The following is a 25691-nucleotide window of genomic DNA, read 5'->3' on the forward strand; positions in this document are numbered from 1 at the left end:
GTAGAATTAATTAATAGTCGGTCGCTTGTCTTTTAAGCGCCAAAGATTTTTGTTTATTTTCTTCTTTTAGAGATTCTTTTAAGTATAATTCCCCTAATATTTCTAAGCATGTGTAGCTTTCAGGATGCTTGATTTGCTCAAATTTGCTCCAAGCTTCCTTTATTAAAGTTTGGGCAATTTCAATACCACCTTTAGCAGCATGAACATGTCCTAAATCTCTCAAAACTTCTGAGAGTTTAATATAATTGTTGTCGTAGTACTTTTGATAAATTAGAAGACTTTGCTCCAATAAGTCTTGAGCTTTCTTATAATTTCTTAAATTTCTATGGATATTTCCAAGATAAGTTTGCGCCCATACCACTCTAGCGTGATTCTCCCCGAAATTTCCTTTATAAATAGTAAGGCTTTGCTCAAGGAGATTTTTGGCTTTTTCATAATTTCCTAGATTCCGATGAACATCTCCAAGATAAGTCTGTGTCCAAGCAACTCTAGCGTGATTCTCCCCGAAATTTTCTTTGTAAATAGTAAGGCTTTGCTCAAGGAGATTTTTGGCTTTTTCATAATTTCCTAGATTTCTATAGACATCTCCAAGATAAGTTTGCGCCCATGCCACTCTAGCGTGATTCTCCCCGAAATTTTCTTTGTAAATAGTAAGGCTTTGCTCAAGGAGATTTTTGGCTTTTTCATAATTTCCTAGATTTCTATAGACATCTCCAAGATAAGTTTGTGTCCATGCAATTCTAACGTGGTTTTCCCCGAAATTTTCTTTATAAATAGTAAGGCTTTGCTCAAGGAGATTTTTGGCTTTTTCATAATTTCCTAAACGTCTATATAAATTGCCAAGATACCTTAAAGTCCAAGCTATTTGAAGGTGGTTGCTAGGAAGGCATTGTTTACAGGTTAAAAGACTTTCCTCAAGGAGGCTTTGGGCCTTATTATAATCTCCTAAACGTCTATGCGTATTTCCTAAATACCCTAAAATTTGAGCTATTTGAGGGTGGTTCCTAGGAAGGCATTGTTTGTAAATTAAAAGGCTTTGTTCAAGAAAGATCTTTGCTTGCTGATCATTAGCTAAAGCTCGATAAACATTCCCTATATACCCTAAAGCTTCAGCAATTTTAATATGATTTCCTGCGTGATTGTTTTTAAGCTTTGTCAGAACCTTTTCAAATAAATATTTAGCTCTTGTATAATTGCCTAAGTAAAAATAAATTTTTGCTAAATTGCTGCTTATAGAGATTCTATCTCCCTCTTCTAGCAAATTAGTATAGGTTAACAATCTTTCTACGTGATTTCTTAAGATCGTTATTTTTAAATAGTTTTCTTTTTCAATAAGCTTGGCAAAATAAGTGTCTAAAGAATTAGTAATTAAGCGAACGATAGTTTTGCGCTTTTCAAAATTTAAAGTCGCTATGAGGTAAAGTAAAATTACTTCTTGAGTGCTCCGATGGATAGAAAGGTTAGCCTCTTTAGGATTGGCCTCATTCATAGTAAAAGAAAACTTTTTTGAATTGTAAATAAAGTTATCTACAACTTCACCATTTTTATATGTATTTAATAGTTCTTTTGGGATTTTTTGAGAATCAAGAAGGCTTATAAACAATAAAAGGTCACCGAAATCTTTGTGCGTATCCATTAAGCGTTGTAGGGATATAGTGATAATTCCATACCGCGTTTTAGTATAACATCCAGCTTCTTTTAAAAGATTTTCCTGTAGATCTGCAAAATCTTTATTATACTTAGACATATTTTCTAGATATTTTTCGTAAGAAACGTTTGTTGCTTTTAAATAATAAGCTGCAACAGAAACATCTAAAGGAAAAGAAGGGATCTCCTCTAAAAACTTTCTTGCGCTTTCTTTTTGAGTGGGCGTGAATACATCGATATTTCCGTTACCCATAATCTTGAGAAAAAGGTCTAATTGTTGGTCCCGGTTTAACTCTCCAACTTGTATGAGATGGTTTACCTGACTGTTGTTTTGAAGGTTACTATTTCTTGTTGTCAGGATAATTTTCCCCTTTCCCCAAGTTCTAAAATCTTGTGGAAAATACTTTTGAATATCCGTAAAAAGTTCAACATTATCATAGATTAAAAGCCAATTTGAATTGGATTTTAATCTTTCCTTTACAAATAAGAGAATTTTGTCTTCTTTTTCTTGCTCATGTTGTATGCCTTGAATATTTCTCAATATTTTTTGATGTTCGTCTGTCTGAGAAAGGGCATAGGCTAGATTTTCAAAGGAATGCATAAGGCTTTCCTTTGTTTCCGCGTTAATTTCCCAAACAACAGATGATTTCTGATGCTGGGCATATTGCCGGGAAAGTGTAGTCTTTCCAGCGCCACCATTTCCAACCAAGGCAATTGTTTGAATATTTTCAGGGCCTTTAAACCGTTCCTCAATCTGTTTTATTAGCACGGGCCGTTGCACGAAAAGTGGTTCAGTTGGGATAGGCAAATCTGATCGAATCAATTTTATTTCTGAATCTTTATGGGAGGAAGCAATTTTGTCAGACTGATTGTGGTAAAATGATAAAAGCCAAAAACCAGCAGCACTAAGGCAAGAAATCCCTCCTAAAGTTATCCATTTTTTCCCTTTTCTTAAAGTATTTTGAGGGAGATAATTCGCATTTTTTTGTTGTTCTAATTTACTTTGTTCTAATTCTATTGGAGAAGATATTTTTTCAAATGAAAGAGAGTGCTGATGATAGTAGTGCTTGAATTTAGTAATTATTTTTTCTAGGCCATCATTGGGTAATAGCTTTTTTAAAATTTCGAATATTAGAAAATGGTAGCTTTCATAGTCTCCAAAATTTATGTATTCAATCTCTTGTATTTGCTGAGGGATAAGGGTGCTATCTTCTGTTGTATTTAAAAGAAAAAGAACATTGTTTGTGTTGGGATCTTGCTCTTGAATAAAGTTAGATATCTCTAATTGCGCTTTTTCTTCATTTTCCTGTAGCTGTATGAGGAAGGGTTCATCTAGGAAATATATAATACAGTCAGCTTGTTTAGCTTCTTGATTGTATTTAAAAGGAGGAATAGATTTGCAAGCTCCTATAGCTTCAATTGATACCTCAATCCCGGCAAGCCCTAAATTTTTTTGAAGTTGGTAAACAAGAGGGACCCTGTCTTCTTGTTCATTTTTGTAAAGAATTATGCAACGAAGCGGTAATTTTTTAGTTGAGAGCTTTAAAACTTCTTCCAGTCTCTGTTCAAATTCGGATTGAATTATCATGTTTAAGTAATGATTTCTTATAACTAAGAACTTATCAGATTTTTCTATGAAATTTCTTATGCTTTCTTGAGAGTTGCATTCCAATTTCCGCATGATGTTGCGTATGTGGGTTTCAGCTGTCCTTGATGCAATTGATAAGAAAGCAGCAATCGCTTTAGCTGTTCTGCCATGGACAAGGCAGGCGATGATATCTATTTCTCTAGGAGTAAAATTTATCCCATTTATTTTTTCTAGAAACTCAGAATTAATCTCTTCTGAGAATTTTTTTTTATTTAGGGAAGTTTTCATGCTTTATAACTGCTTAAAACTTTTTTCTCAAGCAACACCTAAGTTATAACTATGCTAAATTCTGAAATTGCGCAATAGCCTACGTATATTTTACGTAGAACAAGTGATTACAGTTATTTTCTGTACAGAATATATCCAAATTTTCATATACACCGGCCTTAATAGTGCCTTTGTGATTGAGCTGGCACTATTAAGGTTAATGATATGTTCGTATTAGGAGATAATTAAATGAAAAATCTAAGCCAAAATAGATTGTCTAAGAAAGAAAAAAACCTACAAAACATTTCTGCAAATAAAAGCTTATTATTAAGCACAACGCTTTTTTTAATAGCGTGTACTTCAGGCTTCACTGCACATGGAACTCAGCAGCCTGCTATGATGAACCCACCGCATACCCATCACAGGGTACAACCTATCGATTTAGACCGACTTCAAAGGGATATTAATCTTACCGAAACAAGAATTCAAGCAATTGCTAACCAGCACCAGAATGCAAAGGGGCAAGTTATTGTGATTGGCCCAAGCGGTAGCGGAAAAAGTACACTACTGCATTACTTGGCTGGTAACCGTATTATTGCAGAAAATAGTGTTTCTGGTGTGGGACGTCAACTAGCACCTACAAAACGTTTAAATGGGCTAACCATTAGCCACACGCCAAGAGTAGGTACTAACTTTCCAGGAGCATGGTACGATCAAACAAATAATCTTGTTTACTGGGATTGCCCAGGGTTTGGCGACCCCAGGAAAGAGGAAAGTGAAATTCGTAATGCTTTTGCCATTCATCACTTGTTTGAAAAAACCCAAACTCCCCTTAAAATTTTACTTGTGGTCTCAGAATCATCGCTAGACAATCGCGGTATGGAATTCTTAAATTTGCTCAATGATATTACAGAAAAACTCCCTGATAGTCGTCTGATAAGCAGCCTTTCATTAATTATAACAAAACAAGATAGAATAGATCCTGGTAACCGTCTAAACTGGCTAGTAGCCACAGAAAAATGCCTTACAAACAGATCTAAACTGCTCCTCAATCATCTTGCTACAAATCCCAACCAAGTGGCAGTTTTTCCTTATCCTACACAAAATGGAAAAATAAGTACAAACCATCAAACGGGAATATTACTCAGCATCAATACGGCTCAATTTATTAATAATTTAACTATCCATAGAACTGTGGACAACGCAACAAAGAGTGTAATTGCTAGTTTAGCTCAAAAACTAAATGAAAAGGTTAAAGAAGAAGTAGAGGTAAAAGTAAGTAAAGTCTTTACTGAATTCTGCGAGAGAAAGATTAATCACCATAATGGTTCGGTTGCTACTTTAAGACAAAACTTGACAGCTATAGAAAGAAACATTAAGGGGTTAACTTCTATTCCTGCCACAGCGCCTGATACTTTTGTAAGTGATCTAGAAAGAATTTTAGGGAGACATCAAGAATTTGATGAAATGAAAAACAGTATTCGCCAACTTAAATTTTTGCATGATATTCATCCCAGAGTTACCTATCAAATTTCTGATTGGGCCCAGGCTCTTAAAGCTGCTCGCAAAAAAATTAAAGAACTAAGCCAACCACCTACTTCAAATTATCACAATAATGCTGTTCATCTTAAAGGCTTTTTAATAGGAACGAGTGATATAGAATTTTCTGTAAATAATTTACGCGCTACTCATGGATCTGTAGGTGAGGTTAATGCCTGGTCTTTAAATACTATTTTCGTTGATCAAAATTTAACTTTACCTGGTGTGTCCGTTAGCATGATTGCCCCTGCTATGAAGGTTGATGGAAATAGATACATAAAACTAAGTGGAAGCAATGGAAAAAGTTATACAAAATCCGCTTCCAACGGCAAATCCGGAACTGCCACCCAAAGTGGTCGTAAAGGTTCAGACGGTTCTCCTGGAGAACATGGTGGACCTGGCGGTAACTTTTATGCAAAAGGAGGCACTGGTAACTTTGAAAACTTTGATAACTTGCAGATTAGCACCAATGGTGGTAATGGAGGCAATGGCCAAAAAGGTGGTAGCGGTGGTAATGGAACCAATGGCGTGGACGGAAACGCAGGTCATATCACTAGAACCGAAAATTACTTTGATCAATATGTCGGAGGAATTGAGGAAAAATACCGGAATCGGCCTGAGATAAGAGCCTGGATTAATAATGATGACATTGCTCGACATGAACATAAGCACATAAAAGGGGTTATACATTACTATGAAGCTTCGGGCACACCTGCGACGGCCGGCGGCGGTGGAGGTAAAGGAGGGAAAAAAGGCCTAAAAGGGGAAAAAGGAACTGTAAAAATTGATGGAACCCATTGGGGACCTCATGTCGCCACTGATGGGGTGAATGGCACTGATGGAGCTGGTGGTGCCCCCGGTAAAGGTGGCACTCATGGAAGAAACCATCATGGAGTAGTGATTACAGGCGCAGAAACTTTCATTGAACGTAGCGAAAAACCAACTGACTACTGGCATCCTCTAAAGGATCGTTGGTTAGTATCCAAAGGTTATCACGCTTTTACACAAGCAGCGAGTGGTATTAAGCCAACAACGTTAAACACAACAGGTCAACAGCCACAGGTTACACAGGTGGCTTTAGATATTGTTTCTATTATAACAGACTATCGAAATTATTACTGGGGTCAATATCAACACGGACTTCCTTTTGTTAAGGTCTTTCCTGGTCTATAGCTTGCTTACAGTTAAATAGAAAAGACCTCGTTCGTTAGATAGATTAGCAGCTAAGTTGAACCAAATTACAACAATTAAGGTTTAACTTGCTGCTAATCTTACTAAAGAGAGCTGATTCTCACTGACAGCATTGCATTTAGAACCAAATATAGAGAATTTTTATCTATTACCTAAAAATTTAAGGATATACTAAGACATGCCATTTGCGCAACAAGGCCTATTCAAACCGATGAGAGTTTTCGTCATAAAAAGGAATACTTAGAAACAGTCCCTGGTATTGCTCATAAAACTATTGCCTCTTTGTTATGTTATCTGCCAGAATTAGGGTCCCTTAATCGCAAGCAAATTGCCTCTGGTCTTGCCCCTTATGCTTGTGAGAGTGGTCAGTTACGAGGAAAAGCGATTATAAAGAGAGGAAGGTCGAGCATTCGCAAAGCTCTTTATATGCCGATTCTGGTTTTTATTAGCTTTAATCCATTGATCCGCCATTTTTATGAACGGTTAAGAAAACAGGGCAAAGCTGCCAAGGTTGCGCTTACAGCCTGCATGCGCAAACTCTTAACGATTCTCAATGCTATGCTTAAGACTTTACAACCTTGGAATCCAAAATTACTTGACATTTAAGACGGTAGCATCAGACCCGCTGGCCCCCAATGATTGGACAATGTAGCAGCAAAAATAAGATTACATTGATCCTGCCCCGAATGCTGGACCAGGTCAGATGAGAAAATTCGACTTTAAAAGCTTATCAAATTCATAACAATTTATATCTCTGCATACGTTGACTAGTTTTAGGGCAGTAGCGTAGCGTCAGAACCTAACAGAGTCTCTTCCAAACTATACCATTTATTTTCCTCTTCAGGAAAAAATATCCATTCAATATACATTTTTAATTCAGTCTCTTTATCACCCCTAAGAATAGGAACTAGCTTACCCCTTCTTAGGGAAGCGTAATCAACTTTTTCCTTATCTATGTATATTTCATATCTTTTATTGTGAATACTTTTAACCTTTACTTCTTTTCCTTCATGTCTCCCTTCCCACATGCTATAAAGTTGAGGGGGTTGTTGTTCTATTAATTGTTTCTTCTTGTCGTAGGCTTCTAAAGCCTGTTTTTCTTTCTTGTTTGGCCTTTTAGGATTTTTAGGTATTGGTCGCTCTAGGCCGCATGTAATAAGTTTTTTACAGTCGCACTTATACTCAGTCTTTTTCAAGGAGTCTAAAAAAGTATCAATACGTCTTAAGCGATTTTTCTTCTTTATTTTATCGGTTTCCTCTATACTTTCTAGTAGAGATCTAGCTTGTTCTTTTCTTGATTTATAAAAGTAAACTTCTTCTTTTACACCGTAATTTTCTGAGAAGTCTTTAATTCTTCTTAACCATTCTAATATTTCTTTATTTTTTTCAGTAGGCTCTTGTTGTTCAAATAAACCGTCCCTTTGGGTTTTACATAGGTAAAATTCTATGAAGTTGGAAAAAATCTCTGAGTTTTCAATACCAGGCAAAGGAAAATGAGCAGATATGACGCTTTTTTCACCCTTCAGGAAGATCGGCTGATTGATTAAAAGATTAGGGTTTTTAAAATTATTAGGCGAGATAGCAAAAGAAAATCTAAAAAAGATTTTCATATCCTCAATCGGAGGATATCCTTGCAACCTTAGTTCTCTAACCCATAACTCCACATTTTTAAGGTATTTATCAACTTTTTCCTTAAGTGTCGGACGCTTTATTTGGTCAGAGCCATTAGCAATCCCAAAGAGTAAAGAGCGACAACTTTCTCTTTCTTTATCCCTAGTTTCTTTACAAATAAAATAGTAACTTCCTAAATCAAAAAGTAAGGCAAGTTTAAGGGGAGATTTTACTTTCTTTTGTTTAGGCTCAGAGTGTTCTTCTTCTTCGTTAGGTTCATCTTCACTACTCCTGCTACTTGTAGCTTTTTGTAATAATCCTTCAAGAATAGGAGTGGCAGAGCCAGAAAAAAATAAATCTGTAAAGTGTTCTTCTGTATGTTCCTTGGTTATGCTGTCTTCTCTTGTAGTAGTATGAATACTTAATTGAGGAATGTTGTGTTTTAACTTTAACGCTTCAGAGTTTAAAAAGTATGTTAAGGCTTCCTTTTTCGCCCCTCCTCTCTCCCAATCAAAAGAATATCTATTATTAGTGTTTGGATGAGATCCACTTATAAAGACAGTTGCTTTATCCTTTGATAAGCTTAGTGAAGTATCATAATTTAAATACCCCCCTTCTATACACTTTGTAATATTGTCTTGAGAATAAAGAAGGCTTAAGTGAACAATTAATGAATTTGGACACTTAATAGGAAAATCTGGAGATGTCGATTTTGAAATATAAATTTGCCCTATAGAAACTAATTTATTAATTAGCTGAAGACCATGATGAATCTTTTCAGGTTCACATTCGACTTCACTGGAACCTATTAGAAAGCGGGAAGGTAGGAAAGAAACAATATGGAGATACCTATTCTCTTCTTGCTCTCTCTCCCAATCACTATCATCAAGCTGCATTGCAGCTGATAAGGAAGCAAATAAGCTTAGAAATATTATAAAAAGAAGTTTTGTAAGCTTATTATGGCCTTTAAAGTAAGGCAACTTCATAAAAAAGCAATCAATAAGCCTGGTCATAGTGATTTTTCCTGTATTATTTTTTGTTATTTAAGGACCTTACAAAAGCCAACAAAACTATCATTCTTATGATGGTTAAAAGAAAGTTTTTTATTTCTCTAGGTATAACCTAGCACCCAACTTTGCAAGTATAGAGTTCATATTACCGCCTTAGCAAGTAGGAGTATTCCCCCCAATATTAAGAAATTAAATGCGTTACTTTGGTCTTAAATAACAAAATATTTTTCAGTGTTACAATGGGAAAATTATATTTAATTTGAATGAGGAGAAAGAATGTCAATTTATAGTATACTCTAAATTTACATTTTGCAGCCTAAAGAGTTTGCTAAATAATTTATCGTGCAATTTCCATTTTTCCCTTCCTGTTTGCCAATAATAAGTATATTATGAGTATAAATATTTATTAAATTATACCTGTTGTGTACCTATGAAAGAAAAGTTGTATCGTATCGAGCAGCCGAAAATTCCTAGAAACTGGGAAGCAGAAGCTAAAAAATTAACGGAGACTCAAAAAAGAGATCTGATTGATATTTCTGAAAACCCTGTATATTTATATTGGGATAAAATAAAATACAAGGCGTTCAAAGATCTCCCAATATCCCATGAGGTTGCTTGGGCCTTTATTATTAACCACCGCAAGAAAACCTATCGCACTTTACAAATCCAAAACGAAGAACATGAATTTTATCGATATTTGCCTCTTCAACGGTGGGAAAAAACTGTCCTATTCTTCGATAAGATATTTCTGAATCGCCCCCGAGATCCAAACGCTCAATCAGAACCCTGGATGGTTGAGGCCATTTCATCCGCTATGATCGAGGGAGCTCATACGACACGAGATAGGGCCATGCAGTTGCTGCATCTACATAAAACCCCAGCAGATTATGGAGAGCGGATGATTTTAAACAATTACAAAATGGCCCAAATCCTTGAGAATCTTCCCCTGGATTTTCAGATTAGCCTTGAAACATTATTTGATTGGCAAATCCAGTTAACCAGTCAAAATCTTCCCAATGAAGATCAAGGAAGATTGAGAACAGATGCAGATCACATCGTCATTGCCCCAAAGACTCCAGATATCGTGACATTTGTTCCCCCTACGGAAGCTTTTTTGAAGGATCAGCTTGGTTCCTTTATTGGCTTTGTAAATCAGGATAATTTAGATCTTCATCCCTTGCTACAAGCCATTTGTATCCATTACTGGTTTGCTTACTTACATCCCTTTGTGGACGGCAATGGTAGAACAGCCCGTTCACTGTTCTATTGGTTTTTAATGAAGTCTGGATATCCCAACATAACGTCATTACCAATATCCCCCTTGATTTTAAAATCCGTTCAGCAGTATAGCAAAGCCTTTGTTTATACAGAGCAGGACCACCAAGATTTAACCTATTTTATCGATTTTAATATTCGCCTTATTGAGGAGGCTTTAGTCCAATTTAAGGCTTCTCAATTCCTCGAACGCACTGGTGATGAACTCTATGATGAGAGATTAAATCTGCGTCAAAATACAATTGTGCACGTACTTAAAACGAAACAATTACCTGATGTGAATGTCAGTTATGTCCAACAAAAATTTGGTGTTAGCAAGTTAACAGCCATTAATGACCTCAAAGGGCTTGTATCTCTTGATTTTGTAGAATCTCGTCGAGTGGGAAAGAATGTTCTTTATAGATTAAAAGGTGTCGCGGTTTCGTCCTTTTGTTGATAAAGTCCTTTTAGCTCACATTTACATTTCCCTTATCGTCTAATGGCCAGTATGGGTTCCAAGCAACTTCAAAAGGATACCCATCAGGGTCAGTAAAGTAGCCTGAATATCCTCCCCAGAAGACTTTTTGGGCGGATTTTACAATTTCCCCACCAGCTTTTTCGGCTTTATTCAAAACATCACGGACTTCTTCCTCATTTCTAGCGATGTAGGCAAGGGTAATCCCACTAAATCCAGGCTCTATTTTCAACCCAACATCTTTTTCTAATTCTCTTTTGGAAAAAAGCGATAAAACCATCCCGCCGATTTGGAATAAAATAATATGTTCATTGCTTGAGGGTGAGACCTTCCACCCTAACCCCTTCTCATAAAAAGTTCGTGACTTTTCAAGATCCTGTACTCCTAGAGTAATTACACTTAATCTTTGTTCCATTTGCTTTATAGTTTTTTCTACTTCGTTTTTGATTGGACTATTTTGGGGTTTGGCGCAAATTTTAAAATGGCTATAGTATACCCAATTTTCATTTTGATTGGGTATATATTGTCGGTAGAGGTGCCAAATAATTCTGACATTTGTTTTTGGTTAAGCCAAATAGTCTCTGATTCTAACCGTACTTTTATTTGAAAACTGCCATCTTCTGCTTGATAGATAAGAAGCTGCTTTTGGTTATTTGAATTGTTTTTTTCCATTACCCTGCATCCTCTTGGAGTAATTTATATACGGTCGACCTTCCGATTCCAGCTTGCTTGGCTATTTCCGTTGCTCCAACTCCACTGACATACAGAGCTATTATTTTATCTCTATCAATTTTGCGCTTACGGCCAAACTTTATTCCCTTAGATTTAGCTTCAATACGGCCTTCATTAGTCCTCTCTAGAATACGATGACGTTCTGCTTGAGCAACAGCTGTTAAAATGGTAACAACCATTTTTCCCATCGTCCCTTCTGTACTAATCCCGTCATCGAGAAAACGAATCGAGACCCCCATTGCATCAAACTCTTTAATTAATTGAATCATGTCCGCAGTGTCTCGCCCAAACCTATCTAATTTTTTAACCAGAATGACATCATTCTCTTCAACCTTTAAGCGTAACAGCTCTAAACCATTCCGTTTTGTATGGCTGCCAGTGGCAATGTCTGTGAAAATACGATTTTCTTTTGCGCCAGATTCTTTAAGTGCCTTAATCTGAATATCGAGAGATTGTTGGCTGGTTGAAACACGAGCATATCCAAACAGTCGCATGGTCTATTATGTCTCCTAAGTCGATTATTAGAATTTATGTCTACTAATATGTTAAAATACGATTTTATAGACACTCTATTTCATATGATTTATGGTGTCTATAAATTTATAAATTTGCAGACAGTAGTACCTTAATGATCCCTGGATTGTTGTGCAAATATGAGGTAAGGATAGAATCCCCCTCTTTTTCCCCAAGCTTTCTACAGGGTCTGCCAGTCTCTGATTTAATGTTGTTTATCCTTCCACTCCTTAATTTGCTCCTTACTTCCTGGGAGCACCGATAAAAAAAGCCTTTCTTTTTTTATAGCAGGTTCTGAGTGAACAGCTGCATTGGAAGAGCCCACAATAAAAACTGTTCCTTGGCCTAGTTGGGGCATCGAAATTGCTTCTTTAGAATTAGCTAAAAAATCTGCAATAGCTTGGCGATTATAATTATTTTTCTTTGTTCCCTCATATATCAAATCATAAAACTTCCCTCTCTTATTAATAGGTAGCCTATAAAATAAAGTTGGTGCGCCTATAAGGATCATGACTATTTTATAGGGGTTTCCCACAAAAGGCTTATAATAATAGCCGTCTATGTGCCAACGAGGAAGATCATATTCAAAAGTAGGGGTAAAAGCGCGTACAGCAACCCAAGCTGTTTCTTGCCTAGAGCCTTGGAGAATATCTTTCACAAGTCTTACAATAAGCTGAGAAACCGCCTTGGTACTACCTTTGTTTTCTTTTGCTAATGATTCGATAAATTCTTCTAGCTCACATTCTAAAGCTGTAAGGTTTCCATAGTTATTATATTCTTTGGGTGAGCTAATTTTGAGGCTTTTTAAAGCATCTTCCTCGCTCTTTGAGAATTGAGGATTATAGTGAATAAAGGGGTTTTTTGGACCTAAATTGTTAATGGCAAATTGAATCCTACTGCGCAGTTTATTTTCAATATTTTTTGGAAAGGGAGGGACAAGCATACGAAAACCCCTTCTTTTACTATTTCATGTAGCCCTTCAATACGGCTATGTTTTTCGTATAGTTTTAGAGCATTTTCAAGCACCTTTCAAAGGTGTTGATCCATGATGACGGGAAATAAGTGTTTTTAGTAAGAACAACTTTTGTATGAGTTATCGCTTAGAAATATTTCATAGCGCTAATTAAACGCAATTAGCACCATTCATTACAACATTATCACAAAAAAAGTTAAATTTATGCTTTTTATCTCTTATAAATATGTATTTTTTAATGTAAATTTTACGTATTTAATAATTTGTTTTATACAAATTTATACGACGCAATAATAAAAAGGGAACAAATGGCCTGTTTAAATATTTTTAATAAATTCAAATGTAAATTAATTTTTAGTTTATATTTATTTAGCCCTCTTACAATCTTGGCAAGTGAGCAGAATCTTAATAAAGAATTAAACCATCAAACAACAAAAAATATACCAATCACGCAAATAGCTGAGTCTTTTTCTGCATCAAATACTATTTCTCAACACTCAAGCAAAGCTAGGAAAGTCCCACTTCCAGGAGAGGAGGAGGAAGAAGAAAAAGAATCAAAATCAGACTCACAATTGCCTACAGAAATAACCCATTCTTTCACACATATGGACATTTCTTCGGATAAGACCAATCCCTCTATAAAAGCTGAAATCTTACTTGAAGGAAGGGGGCTAGTTGATATCAACGGGGTTAATTCTAATGGCTGGCCAGAAGGGTATTGTTTTAAGAAACAATCAGGCCGTTATAGTAGGATAGTGCTAAGCGATCAATACTTCTCTAACTATTCAACAGCATTACTTAATACTTGGAATCCTCGAGAGTTTACTTCCCTTTCAGGCTTGGCACAGGGCGAAAAACTAAATAATTTTAAGTTAGTCGTTCACGGACTTGAACTCAAACATTTGGATAAAAACCTTGAAGGAATGTCATTTGACGATTTTATTAAACAACAATTAAATCCCGATGTTCCTTTAAGAAATAATTTCATACCTTTGTATCCATACTTTTTCCATAAAAAAACAATGATATCTGCTTCAGTTATTTGCGAGTGGCTTACAGCTACTTTTGGTGAGGCAGGGTTTGTACTTACAGTCCCTCCTCAAAATTACCTTTGCGGTGCTAAGAAGGATATACATACACCTACTGATATTGATTTTTATAATTTTAATAAGCATAAGGTGGAGCAATGGAGAAGATTGTTAGGGGCCGCTGGTGAGGTACAGCGAGAAAGCGTTGGAGAGGTTAGAATAAAAGCCTCGGTGCAGCTTAACCCTTTACCTCGCCTACATTTATTGCTTCCTTCTAAAGATAATAGCCAAGATACTAAAGTAGATCGATTGAGAAAAGAAATGGAAGATATCAGTTCCTTAATGGATGCCCAGTCCTTATTGGAAGATAAAGATAAATTATCTTTTACAAACATCGTAGAAGACATGATACAATATGGATTAAAAAAACAGCAAGAAAACAAATCTAAGGAGGGTCATTCTGCTGCTTCACAACAATCCGGATCACCTACTGTTACATATAATGAAATTGCGATTAGTCCTTCTATAGGAAATAGCAATGTGCTTATAAGTGGTGTATTTCTTCGCTCCTCAAAAGAAAAGTTAGAGGTGTTTCTAAGCCAACAACATATTCAAAAATTAATGGATACTGCTAGAGCTTTTGATCTACCTGTTATTATTATTTACGATGGGAATAAATATGATACATCAGGAGCAGGCGGATTACAAAAATGATAAAGCGAAAGCTTAAATGATTAAAAATTAAATCTCTAGTATGCAACTCATTGCTAGTTTCTGGGCAGAAATAACACAAAAAGGTGTAACAATATAGATGAGTTTATTTTTGTGCCGCAGGAACTGCTTCTTTCCTGCTATTTTTTGGAAAAACAGCTAATTTCAGGCATGGTGAAGCATACCCGTTTTGGATATTATGTTGAGTATTATTAATCAGATCACAATTTAGCCGTTACAAAAGTGTCGCAAGTTAATCATAGCGTAGGCAATATATTTCGTTCCATAGTGGTGAGCGCTGATTCTCTCAAAGAAGCCGCTTGAATTTATCTTCCCAAGCAAAAATTCTCTCGATTGTGCGAAAACGTTCTTTAAAAATCTTGAGATCAAACAGGGGCTTGCGTCCGCGCTTGCTCTGCTTCCTATTTCGCTTGTTGGGATTGATATTAGGTTTCATGCCGGTTCTGTCGCATCTATTGTGTGTCAAGTTAGTTAGGGGTAAATTGTAGGTAATAAGAGGTCTGTCAAATGCTTACAATATCACCAAAATTATTACCCCATTTCAAAGGGTTTTGTTCCTCAGCTGAGGTTATTATGCTGTTTGTTTATATGAAATGCCGTTTTTCATTCAGCTACCGTGAATTAGAAGAGATGATGATGGTCCGAGGCACCGAAATTGACCTTTCAACGTTACAAAGATGGGTGAAACGCTTTGTTCCTCTCATTGACAAGAGGGTTCGTCAACATAAGAAACCAGTTAAGGGAAGTTGGAGAATGGACGAGACCTATATTAAGTTAAATGGCAAATGGGTCTATCTTTATAGAGCTGTAGACAAAGAAGGTAACACCATTGATTTTCTGCTTCGGGCCAGGAGAGATGCCATTGCAGCAAAGGCTTTTTTTAGAAAAGCCTTTAAGGAAAGTGGACATCCTGACAAAGTCACTGTTGATAAAAGTGGCAGTAATAAAGCAGCGCTTGACAGTTTTAACAAGGATGTCCTTAAAGAAGATGAAATTGAAATCCGGCAAATTAAGTATCTTAATAACATTGTCGAGCAAGATCATCGCTTTATCAAAAAGCGCACAAGGCCAACTCTCGGGTTTAAGAACTTTCATTCAGCCAAGGTAACGATTACTGGGATAGAAAATATTCGTATGATTCAAAAAGGACAAATTATCGGTCAAAATGCTTCCAACTCCTCTTTCCATAATTTTTTAAATCTGATGGCTTAATTTGTCCGGAATCAGTCCGTATTGGTCTAATCCATAATCTTATCTCACAGATGCGACAGAACAACTTCAAGGGGCTATACTGGACATAGCAGAACAAGCAAAGGACCCTAAAGTGTTAAAAAGATGGGAGTTAAAAGGAAAAGCCGCCCCTTCCCTTTCCTTAGAAAAAGAGAACAAAGAGAAAAATGAGCAATAAAGACTTTGTTTATAACTCGAATTTGTGCTATAAAATGAGTTATAAGTAAGGAACATATAACTCATGACTTGGAATTGGCAACAAAAAGATTGGCCCAACTTTACTTACGATAAAAGTACCTTAGAGCAACTTGAAGCTGATTTTTTGAAAAACACAGGACTTTTACAAGGAATGCTAAAGTATCTCCCTGAAGAAGATAAGCTTATTCTGATGGTAGATATGATGAGTAACGAAGCGTTAAAAACTTCTGAAATCGAAGGCGATTATTTAAATCGAGAAAGCATACAATCTTCTATACGACGCAATTTTGGTTTAGATGCCGATAATCGAAAGGTACCTCCAGCAGAGCGTGGCATTGCTAACTTACTTGTTGATTTATACAAAACATATGCAGAACCACTCACCCATGAGAAATTATTCTGTTGGCATGAATACTTAACAGACGGGCGACGAGATCTTCTTGATATCGGCAAATATAGAACCCATCCTGAGCCTATGCAGGTGATTTCAGGATCTTATCACAAACAAAAGATTCATTTTGTTGCACCTGCCTCTAAGGAAATACCAAAAGAAATGGATCGATTTATTCAGTGGTTTAATACGACATCCTTTGAAAGAAATGACCATTTACCTATACTGACAAGGGCTGGTATTGCTCACTTGTATTTTGTCTGCATTCATCCCTTTGAAGATGGCAATGGGCGCATTGCACGGGCGATTGCAGAAAAATCCCTATCTCAAAGCCTTCAACATCCAACCTTAATTTCTTTATCGCACGTCATACAAAAACATAAAAAAGACTATTATCAAGCGCTAGAAGACAATAATAAATTCATGGAAATAACAGATTGGCTAGTCTATTTTGCCAAAACAGTTATTGAAGCTCAACTATATTCCCAAAGTTTAATAGAGTTTATCATCAATAAATCTAGGATACTTGATCGACTGAGAGGACAATTAAATAGTCGACAAAGCAGGACCCTTTTACGCATGTTTAAGGAGGGCCCTGAAGGATTTAAGGGAGGATTGAGTGCTGATAATTACATCCGCATAACCGATGCTTCACGAGCTACAGCGACTCGTGATTTGCAAGATTTGGTTGAAAAAGATGTCTTGCTAAAGACAGGAGAGCTCAAAGGCACACGTTATCATTTAATCCTAAAATGTTAATGGTATCGCAGAAAAATCAAAGGGTAATATGCGCCTCTAAAAAGGAGCTTACTGATGCTAAACTTGTTAACTATTAATCTCCAAGCGATCCATCAAAAACACAATATTTTCAGAAATTATGAAATCTACATCGGAAAAGATTTATTTGGCATATGGGTACTCACAACGGCCAATGGCCGTATTGGCACTACTGGCAAACTTAGAAGTTATTCTTTTGAGACATTAGAATCCTTACACAAGAAACTTCAGCAGCTTCTTAAAAAAAGACAATCTGCACACAAGCGTATTGGTACCGATTATAAAATTATTTCTTACTTGTGTGTTGATAATTTTCTTGAAAAAGAACTCCTGGAGACTCATTTATTTGATTCATTCCCTATATTTGTTCCCCTTTGACCTCTTCACCAAATACTCTAAATTAGGATGTTTTTCAAGAAAATCAATCTTCTATTTTTCTTAATTTCTGTCTTAATGTATATGCCCAATTTTTAAGCAACTAGGTTAAAAGGCTTAATTCTTGGGAAGTTAGATATATCATAAGAGGAACAATTCACAGAGTTATCCACAACAAAGTCGAATATCTTAAAGTTTCAGGTTCTGTCGCATCTATTGTGTGTCAAGTTAGTTAGGGGTAAATTGCAGGCAATAAGAGGTCTGTCAAATGCTTACAATATCACCAAAATTGGATTTGTTGCGCAAACAGAAAAAGTTGTCATTAAAAGGTAAATGGAAGTATTTTTTTTAAAATAAAAAAGGACGACCTATGCCTTATAAAGAACGTATTAGGCGATCAGGCGCTATTCATAAACGTCAAGAGCACTATCGCCTACAGAATTGGCCAGACTATAATCAAACTTTAATAAACAGAGGAGATCTCACTTTATGGCTTTGTGAGGATCTTCACCATAAGTGGTACGCGCAAAAATCTCCTATTTCTAAAAAAGGGCGGCCTCTTCACTATTCTGATCATGCCATTACACTAATGCTAACATTAAGGCTCATCTTTAAACAAAAACTTAGACAAACTCAAGGATTGGTCAAGTCATTGTTTCATCTCCTTGGCCTTCAATTGGATGTCCCTGATTACACAAGACTATCACGTCGAGGGACTGTCCCTTTAATCACGCGCCAATTAGAAAAAATGGATGAACACGGTCACCTTGTCATTGATAGTACAGGTATTAAAGTATTTGGAGAAAGTGAATGGCTCGAAACAAAATATGGCAAACAGTACAAACGCAAAGTCTGGCGTAAGCTTCACCTTGGCATTAGCAGCAAGGGATTAATTGTTTCTCGGATAATGACTAGTCATTTAACAGATGATCGATCCTGCTTAGACGCTCACCTTAAGCAGGCCGATGCGACAAATATTACGCAACTTATTGCTGATGCGGGCTATGATGGGGAAAGTGTTTATGAAAAACTAGAATTAGACAACATTCAAGCCATTATTCCTCCAGCTCGAGGATCTCCTTCACTGTCAGAAGAGCATTGCTCTGTCAGACAAAAGGGTATTAATTACATTGATAAAAAGGGACTATACGCCTGGCAAACAAAAAATGATTATGGCAGGAGAGCAAAAGTAGAAAATACGATATACCGCTATAAAGAGGTGATCGGTCGTAAGCTTAATGCCAGGTTATGGGATAACCAGGATGCAGAATTGCATCTTGGGTGCTTCATCATGAACACTTTTACTAATCTTGGCATGCCGGAATCAGTTAAAATCTAATAAATACGGGGAAAAGGGGGACTTTATTCTTTCGTCCTATTTGCGCAACAATGCCGCCTTAGGTGGGATAACACCTATGCAAAAGTTACGTGGGGTGGTCTTTGACAATTCTACTTTTGACTCCCTTTAATTTTTGGGGGGGGATTACCGTATGACGTGAACACTAGTAAATTAGCTTAATGTTCACGCTATACCATCAGCACCCTATATGCTGCAGGAGTAGTTTATAGCTTGTATGTTGACAGGAAAGATGAGAAGCAGGGTTACCCCCACGGCTATCTAGTCGGTTAGTCTTTGGATGTCAAGCTTAGTGCCAGCAGAAGTAGTAATTAGGGATAATTTAACTAGCATCTCCATATTGGGTGTTCTGTACGGAGCGAAACAATTAAAAAATAGACGATTATGTAAACGGCTAGTTGCCTCGAGACCTAATAAAACAACACTATTTCCATAAGGCTTTTTATAATGAGAGGGAAAGTTAGGCTCCATAGGGATAGAAAAACTCAAGAGATTGTTGGAAATCTCCTCGTCAATCTCATCAAGGAGACTATGAATCTGATTATACGTGATGGTTAATCTATTTCCTTCAGGAGAGAATTGTTGATTAAATTCGCAAAACATTTCCGTACGAGCATAATGATTAGGTAGCTCTTCTCGAGTGGAAACAACTATTACAGAGATAGGCTGCGGAGGAAAAGTAAAGTCAGAAGGAACCTCTATTATGCAATAGGGCTTATTATCTAATATTCCATCATCCACGGGAGCATCTATGCAGTTGGGCATATCTTGCGCTTTAGCATTCTTGGGGATTAGCAGATAAGCTCCCATTACACAGCAATATAAAACGTATCTAAAATTATCAAACATTACAAAATAACCTTTTTTGATTACATATTTAAAAATATAAAATAAATTATTTATAATTTATAGCAAAATATTTACAATAAAATCATTAAAAATTTTATCTTTATAGATAGGGGGCGCCGTCAACTTAACTGATTAATGACCAAATTAAGGCGCAAACAACCCTTTCTTTCAAATTTTAGACACAGTGATTCTGTTGATTGATAGAATGCCAATCGTTAATCGCGTTTTTAAATGCTTGTCTGTAGTTTTTTGCAGATTGCTTATAACGGCCAACTTTAAATAGATTATTGATTGCCCCATGGCACGATAAAAAGCGTTGAGTCAATGGCGCAGATTTGAAACGTCGCATCTTATGTTCTTGCTGACGGATTGCTTGATGTGAATTTTCAATTCTGTTATTTAACCTTTTATGTTGACGGCGTTCTACAGTCAAGCCTTGGTTTTAATACGAAAAGGTGACTTTCAATTAAAAGGATGAATTATATTTTGGATCTTATTTATCCTATAATTTAGACACCTCTAATAATTTTTGCCCGGGCTCTTTAACTGAGCCATCACCATTCACATACATATATAATGTCGTTGTTGTGATACCGAGGCGTTTAGCCACATCTTGTGCAACGGCTTTTTGATCTTTCATAGCCGCCATAGCCATTCGAAGTAAGTGAACATCCATTTTACGGGGACGATCCCCGTTTCTCCCACGCGCCCTTGCTGCCTCAAGGTCAGCCTTGGTTCGCTCAACAATTAACTCTCGTTCAAATTCTGCAAGAGCGGCAAACATACCAAAAACAAGTTTACCGTGAGGCGTTGTCGTATCTATCTGAGCCCCCTGCCCCGTTAGAACTCTAAAGCCTATGTCCTTATTCTTTAGATCTTCAACTGTATTGACAAGATGCTTGAGATTTCGCCCCAACCGGTCCAGCTTCCAAACGACCAATGTGTTACCAGGGGTCCTGTGGAAGAACCCCCAAAAGTGTTTGTTCTGAGTTAGGCCTCTTTCCAGAAGTATTGTTTTAAGTGTTTTTCAAGTGCACTGACCATTGCATTTACATCGATATCACCATCACTCTTTTTAAAATTATACTTTCCAGTAAAGGCGATATGCCCCCAGGCAATCGGTGAAATTCTGGCAAATTCTTCAATAATTGCTGGCTTGACCATTTCTTTAAGTATTTTCTCGTAAACGGTGTTCAAAATAATGGTATTGTAAGCAATAATACAATTTGCCACGAGTCTTACTGCATGGGCGCTGACTTGATTGTTGACTACTTTTTTTCCTTTAAAAACACCACGATAGATTTTTCTAATGAGTCCCTGTAATTGGTGATAGGCCTCAGTTCAATTTCTAGCTGTTTGTATCGCTTTTCGAAGAGCCATATTATCGATTAAATTCAATACATGCGTGCTTTTAAATATCAAATTATACTCAAAAAGTGCTTTTTTTAATCCCGCATAACGAGCGTAGGAATTTATTTTTCTGACAATATTACTTTGTGTATTTTCTTGTAGGAGCAACGAAATTAATACCCGTAATATTCCTCTTTTTTCCGATTTAATCAGGCTTGTATTGATTACCCCATTCGGGCGAATAATGCCGGCATAATTATCGGGTGTTTTGATCGAATATAAGTCATTAGATGCTTCTTTAATATCTTTAATGCTAGGCACATAATCCACATCTATGGAGTCCAGGATAACAAAATTAAGCTTATTCAAAGAGTGATTACCGTCACCATGTCGATGTTAATGTCTGTTTTATTACCATAAATGACATCATAAAGAGAGTGTCCTTCATATTCGTTTAGTCCAATATTCTTGGCATTCACGGCGACAAAATTTGCAACCAATGTATAGACAGAAAGTCCTGGAGATTTACCAAGATATTTTTTGGAATATCTTGATTGAATGGTACTCTCACTTGTCGAAAGTTTTTGCCCATCAGCATCTCCCAACAATTTGTCATCCATTAAATTCCACAGCTTAAAGATAGGCAGTGAATGGATCAAATTACCCACCGCATCATTCGAAGCGCATAATGTCTCTATGCGAATGAAATCCTCTTGAGTTGATCGTAGAAGATTATAGTTAAGATCAGACATTTCAGCCATTTTTTCTGTGCCAATGCCAAAAGCGTCTGACAAAACACAGGCATTAACGGCCAACGTCATTGGCTTTTTTCTTTTGTTGTAGCGTGTTCTCATGTGGCTAAAAGACTCCCACATGTTGATGCGATCGCCAATGTACATCACGATATCTGGTATTTCTATTTGAGATAAAGTTTTAAAAAAAGCATCATCCAGACTATCCAGGCTATCATAGCCCAAAGTCCAGTCTTGTTCACCGGCTTTCGTTTCTTTTATATTGAACTCTGCATTCTCGCCAAGATTGATCCGTTTTGTTGTTCTATCCCATGTATTGTCTAGCATGGTGAGAGCCTCATCCAAGCGTTGATCGCAATAAATTGGAATTTTGGGGTAACCAAATTCGTTGGCTATCCTTTCAACATCATCCACCAATCTATCATCGACCAAATCATGATCAATATCACAATAAGAAACACTTTCATTACAGCAAAGTAGACCTTTGTCCAGGCGACGGTACATTTTCTGATAAATAAAAAATTCAAATAAATGAGGATCTAGCTGCTCATCACTTGGATCTTTTTTCAAACAAGGGAGCACCGTTCTGGAGAGCGTGTCTTCCAAATCTTTAGGCACTCTAAATGTTGCTGGACTTTTTCCGCGAGCATAGTGATCTTTCATCAGATGGAGGAGATCCATAATACCACTCTTCTCTTTATAAAATCCAAACGGTACGGTCAGTAAGATTGGTCTTAGATAAAGTGCAAATAATCGTGATGATTTTAAATAAAATTCACGCGTAGCCGCTTTCTTATCAAAGGTATTGCCCTCTAAAAATTGCGCTAGCACACAAAACTGTTCTTCTGGCAAAATTTTATAAGCTACCTGATTTAACTCCTCATGACTCAGATTGGGTTTGCGTTTTGGAAACCACTTGAGAAAACGAGCTAATTTTGGAAAATCAATAGCCAACCCAGAATTATGTTCGGTCATTGCCTTGTCAGCATAAACCTTACCATCATCCATTATGAGTCTTGTATGATACATAAAACTGGTGATTAAGTTATCCATGATTTGTTGATACCGATGGTAGACAAAACAAAGAGTCTGCAACCATTGGTGAGGGATACTTAATCTCCTTAGTCGGGAAGCTGCGTATTGTTCTGCTAAGTCAGCATAATAACGGATAGCATTTTTAGACAGCAGGAGGGATGGAAGGAAATCTTTTGCAAAGTTATACAATTCAACAAGCGCCAAGGCTTTGTCAACTTCAGCACTTATTGAGGTATATGTGAAGTTTTTTTGATCACATCTTATTGTGTTGAGTTTTGTTATGCCATCCTCTCGGGCTATCAATTCTGCTAATTGCTCTTGTTGTGGTTGAGGGATAAGTGCAATTAAGTGACTTAGCCTCTCATTCTCTTTGGCCAAGGCACGAGTAAATAGGTCTTGTAGAGTGCGGTAGGTTGGAATAACTATTTTCTGATTATCAAAATACACTAATAATTGACGGAAGGTATCATATCCTTTTGGATAAAATCTTAGTAATTTACAAATATGGGCCTCAATTAGGGTGGCTTGCTCTGTTGACCAATCTTGATAATCAAATAGGCTGAGAATAACTTGTTTTTGCTGGCTAATCCGCTGACGTGTGATGCAACCTTGTAGAATCTTATCGGTCCTCTTAAAAAATTTGGTAAGGATGTACTCGACATCAGCCCGAACATCATCAAATGTAAAAGTGAAAAATTGATTCTTGGCTTTGAAGTATGCAAGCTGCAAAATAAAGCACACTTTTGTTTTGATGGTTCCAAATTGACCTAATGCATCCAGCTCGATCTGATTCATTTCAAAATAGAGCAATTGCTCATTGTGGTTAAAAATTGGCCTTGCATAGAGATCGGCTATTTCGGCTTCCGGTAGGAGATAAGGGCGCTTCAGATTATTCATGGGTTCAAAAAAACGGAGGTTTAGCTGGACTGGCTGGTTCAGTTATCTAAGGTGGGATTCTACGCCTATTTCTGGTAAGATAAAATGGTTCAGTTAATCTAGGTTCAAAATATTATTTTTTTATTAGTAAAATGGACTAAAGTACATGAAAATAGGATATGCTCGTGTTTCAACCAGAGACCAATCGTTATCTATGCAGGTGGAGGCACTAAAAGAGGCTGGTTGTATTCAAATCCATGAAGAAATTGCCAGTGGTGCAAAAACAGCAAGACCTATACTTGATGAGATAATGCGAAATCTTCGAGAAGGTGACACATTGGTTATCTGGAAATTAGATAGGCTTGGCAGAAACTTGGCACATTTAATCCACCTGACAACAAAATTAATTGAAAAAAAGGTGGGGTTAATTAGTTTGAATGACCCAATCGATACAACTACTCCTCAAGGACGGTTAATTTTTGGAATTTTTGCTTCCCTTGCAGAATTTGGACGGGAATTAATTCGCGAGCGCACGCAAGCAGGGTTAAAATCAGCTCGTGCTCGGGGGCGAAAAGGAGGTAGACCTAAAGGGATGTCAAAATTAGCTATGGAAAAGGCAACTATTGCGGAAGCACTTTATAAAAATGGAACTATCCCCGTGAAAAAAATTGCCGAACAATTGGATATTTCTAAAACTACTTTGTATTTGTACCTGCGGTCTCGAAATGTTTGTATTGGTGAAAAAAATTGCTAATCATCTATTTTTAGAAAATTTATATACCAGACCATCATAAAGGGATTATGCCTGCCGCTATGTCTTTTATTCAAACACCCAATAGACCGGAAATTACTTTATCATTGGTAACCGACCTCATTGCAGAACAGTTCCCACAGTGGGCCCATTTGGAGATCAAACCTGTTGAATTCAGCGGCATAGATAATAGAACCTTTCGCTTAGGCGAAGAAATGTTCATAAGACTCCCAAGTGCTAAAGGGTATGCACCACAAGTTCCAAAAGAACAAAAATGGTTGCCAATATTAGCACCACATCTTTCATTTCATATTCCTGAACCTTTAGCTCAGGAGCAATCTTCAAAGAATTATCCTTGGAATTGGTCAATCTATCGATGGATTGAAGGAGAAAGTGCAAATACTCTCGTCATTGATGACTTGCATTTACAGCTATTTGCCTCACATCTTGCGCAGTTTCTGAATGAATTGCATAAGATCGATGCCACTGATGGCCCACATGCTGGACTCCATAAATACTGGAGGGGCGCCCACCCTTCCGTTTATGACGCAGAGACAAGATCGGCAATTGCGGAGTTACGAGACATTATTGATGAAAGAAGTGCGGCATCTGTTTGGGAAAAAGCTATAAGCTCCAAATGGAGCCAGAACCCTGTGTGGATTCATGGTGATTTCGCAAGCGGAAATATCCTAATCAAAGATGGACGGCTTGCTGCCGTTATTGATTTTGGATGCATGGGAGTTGGCGATCCTGCTTGTGATACGGTGATAGCTTGGACATTCTTAAAAAACGAAAGTCGGAAAGTCTTTAAGTCACATTTGGCCTTAGACCCTGATACGTGGGCTCGAGCACGCGGCTGGGCTTTATGGAAGGCCAGCTTTGAGCTTGTAGCACTCAAAGATAAAACAAGCCCAGAAGCGGTGCAAAAACAGCAAATTATTAATGAGATTTTAAATGAACATGAAATGGTTACAACTAATTTTTGAGAAATGTTCCTCGGCCTTCTGGAAAATAGCCTAACTCAGAACAAACACTTTTCGTAATAACTTCGTATAGCATACATTATACGAAGTTATACGATATCTAAGGTGGGATTCTACGCCTATTTCTGGTAAGATAAAATGGTTCAGTTAATCTAGGTTCAAAATATTATTTTTTTATTAGTAAAATGGACTAAAGTACATGAAAAT

At 36.9% G+C, this 25691-nt stretch carries 18 protein-coding genes and 3 pseudogenes; 11 read left to right on the forward strand and 10 right to left on the reverse strand.

What is annotated here, in order from left to right:
• Positions 1-10: 10 nt before the first annotated feature.
• Complete coding sequence (locus IG80_RS0110325) at positions 11-3430, reverse strand: tetratricopeptide repeat protein (protein ID WP_420887389.1); 3420 nt, start codon at positions 3428-3430, stop codon at positions 11-13.
• Between IG80_RS0110325 and IG80_RS16305 the strand changes: the two genes are divergently transcribed.
• The 3 genes from IG80_RS16305 to IG80_RS0110335 all read left to right on the forward strand — a co-directional run bounded on the left by IG80_RS16305 (position 3327) and on the right by IG80_RS0110335 (position 6838).
• A complete protein-coding gene (locus tag IG80_RS16305; protein WP_232224398.1) occupies positions 3327-3572 on the forward strand; it encodes a hypothetical protein in 246 nt (81 codons plus the stop codon). The genes IG80_RS0110325 and IG80_RS16305 overlap by 104 nt on opposite strands.
• Positions 3573-3751: 179 nt before the next feature.
• Positions 3752-6214: a GTPase family protein gene (locus tag IG80_RS13540; RefSeq protein WP_052046364.1), complete on the forward strand. Its 2463-nt coding sequence runs from the start codon at positions 3752-3754 to the stop codon at positions 6212-6214.
• Positions 6215-6433: 219 nt separating this feature from the next.
• Positions 6434-6838 carry a transposase gene (locus IG80_RS0110335; RefSeq protein WP_269517191.1) on the forward strand — a complete coding sequence of 135 codons (405 nt, stop codon included), beginning with the start codon at positions 6434-6436 and terminating at the stop codon, positions 6836-6838.
• A 167-nt stretch (positions 6839-7005) separates the two neighbouring features.
• Here the strand turns inward: IG80_RS0110335 and IG80_RS0110340 are convergent, their stop codons facing one another.
• Entirely contained in the window at positions 7006-8856 is a 1851-nt protein-coding gene (locus tag IG80_RS0110340; protein WP_032113973.1) for a hypothetical protein, read from the reverse strand.
• 427 nt (positions 8857-9283) lie between these two features.
• On the opposite strand from IG80_RS0110340, the gene IG80_RS0110345 reads away from it, so the two are divergent.
• Positions 9284-10564 carry a Fic family protein gene (locus IG80_RS0110345; protein ID WP_032113974.1) on the forward strand — a complete coding sequence of 427 codons (1281 nt, stop codon included), beginning with the start codon at positions 9284-9286 and terminating at the stop codon, positions 10562-10564.
• Between the two features lie 10 nt (positions 10565-10574).
• On the opposite strand, the gene IG80_RS0110350 is transcribed toward IG80_RS0110345, so the two are convergent.
• The 4 genes from IG80_RS0110350 to IG80_RS0110365 all read right to left on the reverse strand — a co-directional run bounded on the left by IG80_RS0110350 (position 10575) and on the right by IG80_RS0110365 (position 12770).
• Positions 10575-10997, reverse strand: a complete 423-nt coding sequence (locus tag IG80_RS0110350) for a VOC family protein (RefSeq protein WP_032113975.1) — start codon at positions 10995-10997, stop codon at positions 10575-10577.
• Positions 10998-11014: 17 nt separating this feature from the next.
• A complete protein-coding gene (locus tag IG80_RS0110355) occupies positions 11015-11254 on the reverse strand; it encodes a virulence RhuM family protein (protein ID WP_032113976.1) in 240 nt (79 codons plus the stop codon).
• A complete protein-coding gene (locus tag IG80_RS0110360; protein ID WP_032113977.1) occupies positions 11254-11808 on the reverse strand; it encodes a recombinase family protein in 555 nt (184 codons plus the stop codon). The genes IG80_RS0110355 and IG80_RS0110360 overlap by 1 nt, the downstream gene beginning before the upstream one ends.
• A 224-nt stretch (positions 11809-12032) precedes the next feature.
• On the reverse strand, positions 12033-12770 hold the full coding sequence (locus IG80_RS0110365; protein WP_032113978.1) for a hypothetical protein: 738 nt from the start codon (positions 12768-12770) through the stop codon (positions 12033-12035).
• A gap of 338 nt (positions 12771-13108) precedes the next feature.
• Here IG80_RS0110365 and IG80_RS0110370 point away from each other — a divergent pair, with 338 nt between their 5' ends.
• The 5 genes from IG80_RS0110370 (at position 13109) to IG80_RS0110395 (ending at position 18870) form a co-directional block, all read left to right on the forward strand.
• Complete coding sequence (locus IG80_RS0110370; RefSeq protein WP_032113979.1) at positions 13109-14542, forward strand: hypothetical protein; 1434 nt, start codon at positions 13109-13111, stop codon at positions 14540-14542.
• Positions 14543-15067: 525 nt separating this feature from the next.
• Positions 15068-15772: an IS6 family transposase gene (locus tag IG80_RS0110380; RefSeq protein WP_032113980.1), complete on the forward strand. Its 705-nt coding sequence runs from the start codon at positions 15068-15070 to the stop codon at positions 15770-15772.
• A gap of 259 nt (positions 15773-16031) precedes the next feature.
• Positions 16032-17138, forward strand: coding sequence for a Fic family protein (locus IG80_RS0110385; RefSeq protein ID WP_032113981.1), 1107 nt, complete (start codon positions 16032-16034; stop codon positions 17136-17138).
• 54 nt (positions 17139-17192) lie between these two features.
• Complete coding sequence (locus IG80_RS0110390; RefSeq protein ID WP_052046366.1) at positions 17193-17534, forward strand: WGR domain-containing protein; 342 nt, start codon at positions 17193-17195, stop codon at positions 17532-17534.
• 367 nt (positions 17535-17901) lie between these two features.
• The gene (locus IG80_RS0110395; RefSeq protein ID WP_052045949.1) at positions 17902-18870 is read left to right on the forward strand and encodes an IS5 family transposase; all 969 of its coding nucleotides are present in this window, start codon (positions 17902-17904) and stop codon (positions 18868-18870) included.
• A 279-nt stretch (positions 18871-19149) separates the two neighbouring features.
• Here the strand turns inward: IG80_RS0110395 and IG80_RS0110400 are convergent, their stop codons facing one another.
• The 4 genes and pseudogenes from IG80_RS0110400 to IG80_RS0110420 form a co-directional block, all read right to left on the reverse strand.
• Positions 19150-19737, reverse strand: a complete 588-nt coding sequence (locus IG80_RS0110400; RefSeq protein WP_032113982.1) for a hypothetical protein — start codon at positions 19735-19737, stop codon at positions 19150-19152.
• A 175-nt stretch (positions 19738-19912) separates the two neighbouring features.
• On the reverse strand, positions 19913-20170 hold the full coding sequence (locus IG80_RS16960) for a DDE-type integrase/transposase/recombinase (RefSeq protein ID WP_075553235.1): 258 nt from the start codon (positions 20168-20170) through the stop codon (positions 19913-19915).
• A gap of 69 nt (positions 20171-20239) precedes the next feature.
• Positions 20240-20689, reverse strand: a pseudogene (locus IG80_RS0110405) (recombinase family protein); the annotation flags it as partial.
• A 38-nt stretch (positions 20690-20727) separates the two neighbouring features.
• Positions 20728-23771, reverse strand: a pseudogene (locus IG80_RS0110420) (Tn3 family transposase).
• A gap of 145 nt (positions 23772-23916) precedes the next feature.
• Between IG80_RS0110420 and IG80_RS0110425 the strand changes: the two are divergent.
• Together IG80_RS0110425 and IG80_RS0110430 are read left to right on the forward strand one after the other, a co-directional pair.
• Positions 23917-24489: pseudogene (locus tag IG80_RS0110425) on the forward strand (recombinase family protein); the annotation flags it as partial.
• A gap of 62 nt (positions 24490-24551) precedes the next feature.
• Positions 24552-25487 carry an aminoglycoside phosphotransferase family protein gene (locus IG80_RS0110430; RefSeq protein WP_232224399.1) on the forward strand — a complete coding sequence of 312 codons (936 nt, stop codon included), beginning with the start codon at positions 24552-24554 and terminating at the stop codon, positions 25485-25487.
• The last annotated feature ends 204 nt before the right edge of the window (positions 25488-25691 follow it).

The organism is Candidatus Paracaedibacter symbiosus (assembly GCF_000757605.1).
Classification (GTDB): domain Bacteria; phylum Pseudomonadota; class Alphaproteobacteria; order Paracaedibacterales; family Paracaedibacteraceae; genus Paracaedibacter_A; species Paracaedibacter_A symbiosus.

Excerpts from the sequence above, each read along its gene's own strand:
- IG80_RS16305 (WP_232224398.1), top strand. The coding sequence starts at position 3,327 with ATGATGTTGCGTATGTGGGTTTCAGCTGTCCTTGATGCAATTGATAAG.
- IG80_RS13540 (WP_052046364.1), top strand. The coding sequence starts at position 3,752 with ATGAAAAATCTAAGCCAAAATAGATTGTCTAAGAAAGAAAAAAACCTA.
- IG80_RS0110340 (WP_032113973.1), bottom strand. The coding sequence starts at position 8,856 with ATGACCAGGCTTATTGATTGCTTTTTTATGAAGTTGCCTTACTTTAAA.
- IG80_RS0110345 (WP_032113974.1), top strand. The coding sequence starts at position 9,284 with ATGAAAGAAAAGTTGTATCGTATCGAGCAGCCGAAAATTCCTAGAAAC.
- IG80_RS0110350 (WP_032113975.1), bottom strand. The coding sequence starts at position 10,997 with ATGGAACAAAGATTAAGTGTAATTACTCTAGGAGTACAGGATCTTGAA.
- IG80_RS0110355 (WP_032113976.1), bottom strand. The coding sequence starts at position 11,254 with ATGGAAAAAAACAATTCAAATAACCAAAAGCAGCTTCTTATCTATCAA.
- IG80_RS0110360 (WP_032113977.1), bottom strand. The coding sequence starts at position 11,808 with ATGCGACTGTTTGGATATGCTCGTGTTTCAACCAGCCAACAATCTCTC.
- IG80_RS0110365 (WP_032113978.1), bottom strand. The coding sequence starts at position 12,770 with ATGCTTGTCCCTCCCTTTCCAAAAAATATTGAAAATAAACTGCGCAGT.
- IG80_RS0110370 (WP_032113979.1), top strand. The coding sequence starts at position 13,109 with ATGGCCTGTTTAAATATTTTTAATAAATTCAAATGTAAATTAATTTTT.
- IG80_RS0110380 (WP_032113980.1), top strand. The coding sequence starts at position 15,068 with ATGCTTACAATATCACCAAAATTATTACCCCATTTCAAAGGGTTTTGT.
- IG80_RS0110385 (WP_032113981.1), top strand. The coding sequence starts at position 16,032 with ATGACTTGGAATTGGCAACAAAAAGATTGGCCCAACTTTACTTACGAT.
- IG80_RS0110390 (WP_052046366.1), top strand. The coding sequence starts at position 17,193 with ATGCTAAACTTGTTAACTATTAATCTCCAAGCGATCCATCAAAAACAC.
- IG80_RS0110395 (WP_052045949.1), top strand. The coding sequence starts at position 17,902 with ATGCCTTATAAAGAACGTATTAGGCGATCAGGCGCTATTCATAAACGT.
- IG80_RS0110400 (WP_032113982.1), bottom strand. The coding sequence starts at position 19,737 with ATGTTTGATAATTTTAGATACGTTTTATATTGCTGTGTAATGGGAGCT.
- IG80_RS0110430 (WP_232224399.1), top strand. The coding sequence starts at position 24,552 with ATGCCTGCCGCTATGTCTTTTATTCAAACACCCAATAGACCGGAAATT.